The following is a 7,945-nucleotide window of genomic DNA, read 5'->3' on the forward strand; positions in this document are numbered from 1 at the left end:
CCGACGCGGGGAGCCGCTCCGCCCCGGGAACTCGTGGTGCGCGCGGAGCGTCCACACGGGTACTCCCGACATCCCGAGACCGACAGGATCCCCATGCGCGCAACCCCACCCCTCCTGGTCCTCGGCGCCCTCCTCGCCGTCACCGGTTGCTACGGCGGCGGTGACGGGTCCGGCGGTCTGCCCGCGGACATTCCCACGGGAGGGACCAGCAGGGAGTACACCTACCAGCCGGGTGAGCAGATCACCGTGGACCTGACCATGCACGCCGACGGGCGTACGACCCCGTTCCTCTCGGGGTACCAGCCCACCATCGAGTTCGCGTACCAGGAGCAGACCGCGGAGTGCAGCGCCCGTCTGCCGGTGGACCTGCACGAGTTCCCGCCCGGGGGGAACCACGTCATCGGCCTGGACTGTGACCAGGAGATCACCGTGCACACGGACACCCCGGGGTTCAGGCTGCTGGAGGACGGAACCGAGTACGGCACCGGAGAGGTGGTCTTCACCGACGCGCGCCCGTGACGGTCCCCGCGGCGGGCGTACGCGGCCGTCGCCACGACACTCTTATAAAAACTCGCTTATATAGCCCCTTGCTTATAGGGTGGTGACATGCACGCCTTCGACGTCCTCGGGGACCCCGTCCGACGCCGCCTGCTGGAGCTGCTCAACGAAGGCGAGCACTCCTCCGGCGAGCTGACCGAGGTCGTGCGGGCCGAGTTCGGCATCTCCCAGCCCGCCGTCTCCCAGCACCTGCGTGTGCTCAGGGAGAACGGGTTCGCCACCGTGCGCAGGGAGGGTGCCCGCAGGCTCTACGCGGTCGACCCCTCCCCGCTGCGCGACGTCGACGCCTGGCTGCGGCGCTTCGCCGCCCGCTGGGAGCCGCACCTGATGGCACTGGAGACCGAACTCGCCCGGGGAAGGCGCGAGCGCCGACAGTCCGCCGACGAGGGGCGGGACCGATGAGCAAGGGGAGTACACGATGGACATCGACATCCAGCGGCGGATCGACGCGGTCGACCGCTCGGTCGAACTCGGCGGCTCCGGCGACGACGCCGCCATCACGCTGACGCAGGACTACGAGGCCCCGATCGCGGACCTGTGGGACGCCTGCACCAACGCCGAGCGCATCCCCCGGTGGTTCATGCCGGTCACGGGCGACCTGCGCGAGGGAGGCACGTACCAGCTGGAGGGCAACGCCGGGGGCCGGGTGCTCAGCTGCGAACCGCCGCACTCCTTCCGCGTGACGTGGGAGTACGGCGGGGAGAGCAGTGAGGTGGAGGTGCGCCTGACCGCGCTGTCGGACGAGCGCACCCGCTTCGCGCTGACCCACGTCGCGCCGCTGAACGACCACTGGGCCCAGTACGGGCCCGGCGCCACCGGCATCGGCTGGGAGATGGGCCTCCTCGGCCTGGCCCTGCACCTGTCCTCGGGCGCGGACGTCCCGCCGGAGGCCACGGAGTGGGCCGCCTCGTCCGAGGCGCGCCGCTTCACGGAGCTGAGCGGGCGCCGGTGGGGCGAGGCGCACGCCGCCGCGGGAGTCGACCCGGAGGAGGCCGAGGCCGCGGCCGGGCGCACGGTGGCCGCCTACACCGCCGATCCGGAGGCCGGATCCGAGGCCTGAGCCGCCCGGGCCCGAGCCCGCCTGGCCCGCTGGACCCGAGGAGGCCGGCGGACCCCGGCGGTCAGCGGGCCACCCGGAAGAACCCCTCCGAGATGAGGGTGCGCAGCGCGTCGGGGGCGCGCTCCCGCACGAGTGCCGGGTCCTCGCCGATGAGCTCGGCGATCACGTCCAGCAGCGGGCCCACCGGCATGGTGCCGTCGCACACCCCGGCGAGGGCGGCCTCCACCGTGCCCACCCGGGCCACGCGTCGCAGGCCGTCGCGCTGGCGCAACACGATCCTCTCCGGATCCGGCGCACCGGGGCGTCCCACGCGCTCCTCCACCACGTCCGGAGCGAGCGCCACGTGCGCGGACAGCAGCGCGGCGTCGGTCAGGCGCAGTGCGGTCATCGCGCCGTCCACCACGTCGGGCAGGTACGGGCCCACGGGCCGCTCGATCTCGTGCCGCAGCTCCTCCACGCGCACGGTCGCGTCCTGGGCGACGTCGTTGCGCAGGCTGATCCACCCGAACCCGATGCCCTTGATGCCCTCGCGCTCGAAGTAGTCGAGCCAGGCGTCGTAGCGACGGGTGTACTCGGGGGTGCCGTGCTCACAGGAGTCGCGCAGCCACAGCTCCACGTACTCGGCGGGGTCCTGTACGTCGCGCTGGACCACCCAGCCCGAGCACCCGGTTCCGGTCACCCAGCCGCCGACCCGGTCCTCCCAGTCGTCGCCGTCGCGGTGCACCCAGTTCGCCAGGATCTGGCACCAGCCTCCCTCGGTCAGGTGCGCGGGGGCCTGCCGCACCAGCTCGGCGCACACGGCGTCGCCGGGCAGGTCCGACTCCCGGTAGGTGTACCGGGAGGAGTCGGGGGTGATCACGAACGGCGGGTTGGACACGATCAGGTCGAACCGTTCGTCCCCGACCGGTTCGTACAGTGAGCCCTGCTCCAGGCGGGCGTCGGTGACGCCGGACAGGGCCAGGCTGATCCCGGCCAGGTGCACCGCGCGCGGGTTGAGGTCGGTGGCCACCACCTCACGCGCCCGCGAGGCCAGGTGCAGGGCCTGCACGCCGCAGCCGGTCCCCACGTCCAACGCGCGCTCGACCGGCCCGTCCACGATCAGCTGGGAGAGGGTGGACGACGCACCGCCCGTACCCACCACGTGGTCGGTCCGCGGGACGGTACCGCCGCCGGGACGCACCTTGGGGTCGGAGACCACGAAGCCGGGCCTGCCGTCCTCCAGCTCCCAGGGCCCCAGGTGCACCAGGGCGCGCACGACGGGCCCGCCGCCTCCCTCCTCCACGGTGACCAGACCGGCCTCGGCCAGCTCGTCCACGGGCAGGATGGAGCGCGCGGCCCGCGCGGGGATGGGCGACTGGAGCCACCACAGGCGCAGCAGCAACCCGAGCCGTTCGTCCCCGCCGGTGGCGCGTAGGGCGGGCACCAGTTCCTCGCGGGCCAGTGCACGCGCGGCGGCGTCGCCGAGTCGGTCACGGACGCCGGACACCGTGTAGTCGGCGTCGATGAGGATGCCGCGGAGTCGCTCGGCCAGACCGCGCGGAAATCTCGTCTCAGACACCCGCCCATTATCGGGCAGGACCGCCGTGACCCGCGGTCAGGGCCGTTCGGCCCGGTGCTCCTCGCTCTCGGCGCGTTTGCGCAGCAGGCGGGGTATGTAGAGGAACCCGAACACGCCCAGCGCCATCCCGGTCAGGCACACGCCGATCCACCAGCGTTCGGACGCGGGAAGACCGTCGCCCATGGCGAGGAGGACCGCGAGGGCCACCGTCCACGCCAGGGTGCCGATCGCGGCGGGCACGCGGTAGTCGCTCTCGTGGACGTCCGGGTCGGGGCGGCGAGGTCTGCGCACGTCTCCAGGCTATCCGTTCGTCCACGGGACGATGCCGCGCGTGTGTGATCACACTCATCGCGGAGGACGGATTCGTCACATCCCCTGAGCGGATCATCCGACCATATGGTGTTTCCTCCGAAAACTGAGTGAAACATGTGTTCTGGGTTGTGCGAACATGCAACTAATCTGGCGCAGAATCCTTCTTGTCCCGTAAGCACGACCAGGTCAGGCTGACGAAGTTGAAGACTCCAAGTCCATCCCCCAGCGGCACCGCCAAGAGGCCATCAGGTGCCGTCGACCGTTACTTCCGCATCTCCGAACGCGGTTCCACCTTCGGAACCGAGGTCCGTGGCGGCCTGGCGACCTTCTTCGCCATGGCCTACATCGTCGTCCTCAACCCACTGATCATCGGTACGGCCGAGGACGTCAACGGAGAGACCCTGGGCATCCCCCAGGTGGCTGCCGTCACCGCCCTGGTCGCCGCGATCTCCTGCCTGCTCATGGGCGTCGTCAGCCGTTACCCGTTCGCCATCGCGGCGGGTATGGGGCTCAACGCCGTCGTCGCCTACGGCGTCGCCCCGCTGATGCCGTGGTCCGACGTCTTCCTGCTGATCATCGTCGAGGGCATCATCCTGCTGATCCTGGTCCTCACCGGGTTCCGCACCGCGGTCTTCGCCGCCATCCCGCCGGGTCTCAAGGTCGCCATCGCCGTCGGCGTGGGCCTCTTCCTGGCCCTGGTCGGCCTGGTCAACGCCGGTTTCGTGCAGCCGGGTGATGGCACCCCCCTCCAGCTGGGGGACGGCGGCCTCAACGGCTGGCCCATCCTGGTCTTCGTCCTCGGCCTGCTGGTCACCATCGCCCTCTACGTGCGCAGGGTGCCGGGCGCGATGCTGCTCGGCATCATCATCGCCACCGTCGTCGCCCTCGTCGTCGAGGCGGTCTCCGGAGGCGGCGACAACGAGCTCGGCTGGAGCCTGACGGTCCCGACCCTGCCCACCGGCGGCGGCGACCTCGTCGGACTCCCCGACCTCTCCCTCGTCGGGATGTTCGCCGACGGCGGCCTCAACTTCCTGGCCCGCTGGTCCGACATCGGCTTCGCCACCGTGATCATGCTGATCTTCACGCTGCTGCTGGCCGACTTCTTCGACACCATGGGCACCATGGTCGGTGTCGCCCACCAGGGCGACCTGGCCGACGAGGAGGGCAACATCAGCGGTGCCCGCGAGGTGCTGATCGCCGACTCCGCCGGCACCATCCTCGGCGGGCTGGGCTCGGCCTCGGTCGCCACCATCTACGCCGAGTCCGCCGCGGGCGTCGGTGAGGGGGCCCGTACCGGGATCGCGCCGATCGTCACGGGCGCCCTGATGATGTTGGCCACCCTGTTCACGCCGCTGGTGAGCCTGGTGCCCTTCGAGGCCGCCACGCCGGTACTGGTGATCGTGGGCTTCATGATGATGACCCAGGTCGTCAACATCGACTTCACGAACCCGGCGCTGGGCCTGGGCTCCTTCATGGCGATCATCATGATGCCCCTCACCTACTCGATCGCCAACGGCATCGGGTTCGGCCTCCTGACCTACGCCTTCGTCAGCCTCGTCATGGGCAGGGCGCGTCAGGTCCACCCGCTGATGTGGCTGATCTCGGTCGTCTTCCTGATCCACTTCGCCGAGGCGCCGATCAACGCCCTGATCGGCTGATCCGGACCTCTCCCGCGCGGCGGGAATTATCACGGCGGTGAACGGCGTTGACTCGATTGATGAGTCAACGCCGTTTACATTTTCGTCCGCTTTGTCCACCGCCGATGGCCGCATCAGTCCCTCCCCACGCTTCCGCGGGGAGGGACTGATGCGGCGTATCGCCATGTTCCGCTCGCTGGCCAACCGCAACTACCGGCTGTACGCCCTCGGCCAGCTGTTGTCGAACCCCGGCACGTGGATGCAGCGCATCGCGCAGGACTGGCTGGTCCTCCAGCTCAGCGGCGGCAGCGGTATCGCGCTCGGTATGACCACCGCCCTCCAGTTCCTGCCCATGCTCTTCTTCGGGCTGTGGGGCGGAGCCCTGGTCGACCGGCTGGACAAGCGCAGGCTCCTGATCCGTACCCAGAGCACCATGGGCGTGCTCGCCGTCGCCCTCGGCGTACTGGCCACCGCCGGCGCCGCACAGGTCTGGCACGTGTACCTGTTCGCCTTCGCGCTCGGCATGGTCACCGTGCTCGACAACCCCGGACGGCAGGCCTTCGTCCCCGAGATGGTCGGCCGTGACCTCCTGTCCAACGCCATCGCGCTCAACAGCGCCAGCTTCCAGCTGGGCAGGGTCACCGGACCCGCCATCGCCGGTCTGCTCATCGCGGTCATCGGCAGCGGGCCGGTCTTCCTCATCAACGGCGCGTCGTTCGGGTTCACCATCCTCGCGCTGGCGATGATCCGCACGGCCGAACTCAATCCCACCGACCGGGTGCCCAAGGGCAAGGGACAGATCCGCGAGGGGCTGCGCTACATCGGGGGCAGACGCGACCTGGTCCTGCTGCTGGCCCTGGCCGCGTGCACGCAGTTCTTCGGGGCCAACACCCAGAACCAGATCGCCCTGATGGTCAACAACGTGTTCGAGGCCGGGGCCGACGCGTTCGGCGTGGCCGCGGCGTTCCTGGCCGTCGGCGCGCTGGCGGGCGCCCTGCTGGCCGCCCGCCGGGACCGGCCCCGGCTGCACCTGGTGCTCCTCGGATCGATGGCCTTCGGCGCGCTCCAGGTGGTGGCCGGACTCATGCCCGGTTACGTGCCGTTCATCGTGGTGCTGATCCCCATGGGGGTCGCCTTCATGACCTACGTGACCACGCTCAACGCCACCTTCCAGCTCAGCGTGGACCCGCGGATGCGCGGTCGGGCCATGAGCATGTTCCTGCTGGTGTTCATGGGCGTGGCGCCCGTCGGCGCGCCCGTGGTCGGCCTGCTCGCCGACGCGTTCGGCCCGCAGGCGAGCCTGGCCATCGGCGGAACGGTCACCCTCGTGGTGGTCGCGGTGATCTCGGCCCTGCTCATGCGGGTCAGGGGCGTGCGGGTGCGCGACCTCCTCCGGAGGCGCCGCTCCGCCGACGGCGCCGACCGGACCGGGGCCGTGACGGAACCGGAGACCGGGTCGGAGACCGAGAGGGTCCGCGTCGAGCGCCGACCGGACGGTTCGGCCGAGGTCGGTACCGCCCGGGACGGCGACGGACAGCCTCCCTCCGAGGACGTGGTCACCCGCGCCTGAGACTCCCGGTCGTGCCCCGCCGTCCTCGGGGCACGACCGGGTTCCCGAGTCCCCGAGGCCGCCGCCGCGTGCACGGGGCAGGATGGGCACATGAGACTGTTCGTGGCACTGGACCCGCCCGCCGACGTGGCGGACACACTGCGCGGAGCCGTCGACCGGGGCCGCGCCCACACCCCGGACCTCCGCTGGGCCCCGCCCAGCGAGTGGCACCTCACCCTGGTCTTCCTCGGTGAGGTCGACGAGGAGCGCGTGCCCGTACTCACCGACGCCCTCGGCCGGGAGGCCCACGCCCACCGGCCCCTCCGCCTCGCCGCGCACGGCTGGGGCACCTTCCCGCGCGACCGACGCCGCGCCTCCGTGCTCTGGGCCGGACTCGACGGTGACACCGCGGCCCTCGGCGCCCTCGCCGACGGGATGCGCGCCGCCGCGGCCGGGACCGGTGTGCCGGTCGAGCACCGGCCCTACGTGCCGCACATCACGGTCGCCCGCAGTCGCCCCGCGAGGGACCTCAGCGCCACCGCCCACGCCCTCGGCACCCTGCGCAGCCGCAGGTGGCGGGCCCGCGAGGCGCACCTCATGGAGAGCCGACCGGGGCGGGCGGACCGCTACCGAACCGTCCGGACCTGGGCATTAGGCTGGGAAACGGATCCCACCCCACCTCCTGAGCGGAGCACGTCATGAGCATGCTCACCAACAACCGCAAGCAGCGTTGGCTGCTCCCCGTGGTGCTGGCGTCCATCATGCTCATCGTGCTCCTCGGAGCCCTCGTCGGCTGACAGCTGTTCCTCCCGGCCCGGAGACCCGCCCCGCGGTTTGACCTTGACGCCAGCGTCAGGGTTCTAGCGTGCCGCCATGAATTCCTCCACGACCGCGAACGGCCGCGCGCGGGGCGCCGGCTGGCTGGTGTGCCTGATGCTGGCCGTCCTCGCCATCGGCACCGACGACCTCGTCATCGCCGGACTCCTGCCCGACATCGCCCGTGACCTGGAGGTCGGTCTCCCGGCCGCCGGGCAGCTGGTGACGGTCTTCTCCCTCACCTACGCCGTCGCCGCCCCGCCGCTGGCGGTGGCCACCGCACGGCTGCCCCGCAGGGCCCTCGTCCTGGGCGGGCTCGGGGTGTTCGCCGCGGCCAACCTGGTCACCGCGCTGGCGCCCTCCTACACCGCCCTGATGGCGCTGCGCGTGTTCACCGCCCTGGTCGCGGCCACCGTCACCCCGGCGGCCTTCTCCATGGCGGGCCGCCCCCCCCC

The 7,945-nt window shown here is 71.4% G+C and carries 9 protein-coding genes; 7 read left to right on the forward strand and 2 right to left on the reverse strand.

Annotation, left to right across the window (positions count from 1 at the left end):
• The 3 genes from D455_RS0119870 to D455_RS0119880 form a co-directional block, all read left to right on the forward strand.
• On the forward strand, positions 1–519 hold a 519-nt coding region (locus D455_RS0119870), incomplete at its 5' end, for a hypothetical protein (RefSeq protein WP_051064666.1).
• 87 nt (positions 520–606) lie between these two features.
• On the forward strand, positions 607–960 hold the full coding sequence (locus D455_RS0119875) for an ArsR/SmtB family transcription factor (RefSeq protein WP_017572456.1): 354 nt from the start codon (positions 607–609) through the stop codon (positions 958–960).
• Positions 961–976: 16 nt separating this feature from the next.
• Entirely contained in the window at positions 977–1,618 is a 642-nt protein-coding gene (locus tag D455_RS0119880) for an SRPBCC family protein (RefSeq protein WP_017572457.1), read from the forward strand.
• A 61-nt stretch (positions 1,619–1,679) separates the two neighbouring features.
• Here D455_RS0119880 and D455_RS0119885 read toward each other — a convergent pair whose 3' ends face one another.
• Both D455_RS0119885 and D455_RS0119890 read right to left on the reverse strand, forming a co-directional pair.
• Entirely contained in the window at positions 1,680–3,176 is a 1,497-nt protein-coding gene (locus D455_RS0119885; RefSeq protein ID WP_017572458.1) for a DUF7059 domain-containing protein, read from the reverse strand.
• Between the two features lie 36 nt (positions 3,177–3,212).
• Positions 3,213–3,467 carry a DUF2530 domain-containing protein gene (locus tag D455_RS0119890; RefSeq protein WP_017572459.1) on the reverse strand — a complete coding sequence of 85 codons (255 nt, stop codon included), beginning with the start codon at positions 3,465–3,467 and terminating at the stop codon, positions 3,213–3,215.
• 221 nt (positions 3,468–3,688) lie between these two features.
• On the opposite strand from D455_RS0119890, the gene D455_RS0119895 reads away from it, so the two are divergent.
• From D455_RS0119895 to D455_RS31090, 4 genes are all read left to right on the forward strand, one after another.
• Positions 3,689–5,146 carry an NCS2 family permease gene (locus D455_RS0119895; RefSeq protein ID WP_017572460.1) on the forward strand — a complete coding sequence of 486 codons (1,458 nt, stop codon included), beginning with the start codon at positions 3,689–3,691 and terminating at the stop codon, positions 5,144–5,146.
• A gap of 148 nt (positions 5,147–5,294) precedes the next feature.
• Entirely contained in the window at positions 5,295–6,695 is a 1,401-nt protein-coding gene (locus D455_RS0119900; protein WP_017572461.1) for an MFS transporter, read from the forward strand.
• Positions 6,696–6,785: 90 nt separating this feature from the next.
• Positions 6,786–7,376, forward strand: coding sequence for an RNA 2',3'-cyclic phosphodiesterase (gene thpR / locus D455_RS0119905; protein ID WP_017572462.1), 591 nt, complete (start codon positions 6,786–6,788; stop codon positions 7,374–7,376).
• Between the two features lie 171 nt (positions 7,377–7,547).
• Positions 7,548–7,945: MFS transporter (locus D455_RS31090; RefSeq protein WP_040684995.1), on the forward strand; the 398-nt coding region annotated here is incomplete at its 3' end.

Origin of the sequence: Nocardiopsis halotolerans DSM 44410, assembly GCF_000341065.1 — a bacterium.
GTDB lineage: Bacteria > Actinomycetota > Actinomycetes > Streptosporangiales > Streptosporangiaceae > Nocardiopsis > Nocardiopsis halotolerans.

Coding starts and splice junctions, on each gene's coding strand:
- D455_RS0119875 (WP_017572456.1), top strand. CDS start 607: ATGCACGCCTTCGACGTCCTCGGGGACCCCGTCCGACGCCGCCTGCTG.
- D455_RS0119880 (WP_017572457.1), top strand. CDS start 977: ATGGACATCGACATCCAGCGGCGGATCGACGCGGTCGACCGCTCGGTC.
- D455_RS0119900 (WP_017572461.1), top strand. CDS start 5,295: ATGCGGCGTATCGCCATGTTCCGCTCGCTGGCCAACCGCAACTACCGG.
- thpR (WP_017572462.1), top strand. CDS start 6,786: ATGAGACTGTTCGTGGCACTGGACCCGCCCGCCGACGTGGCGGACACA.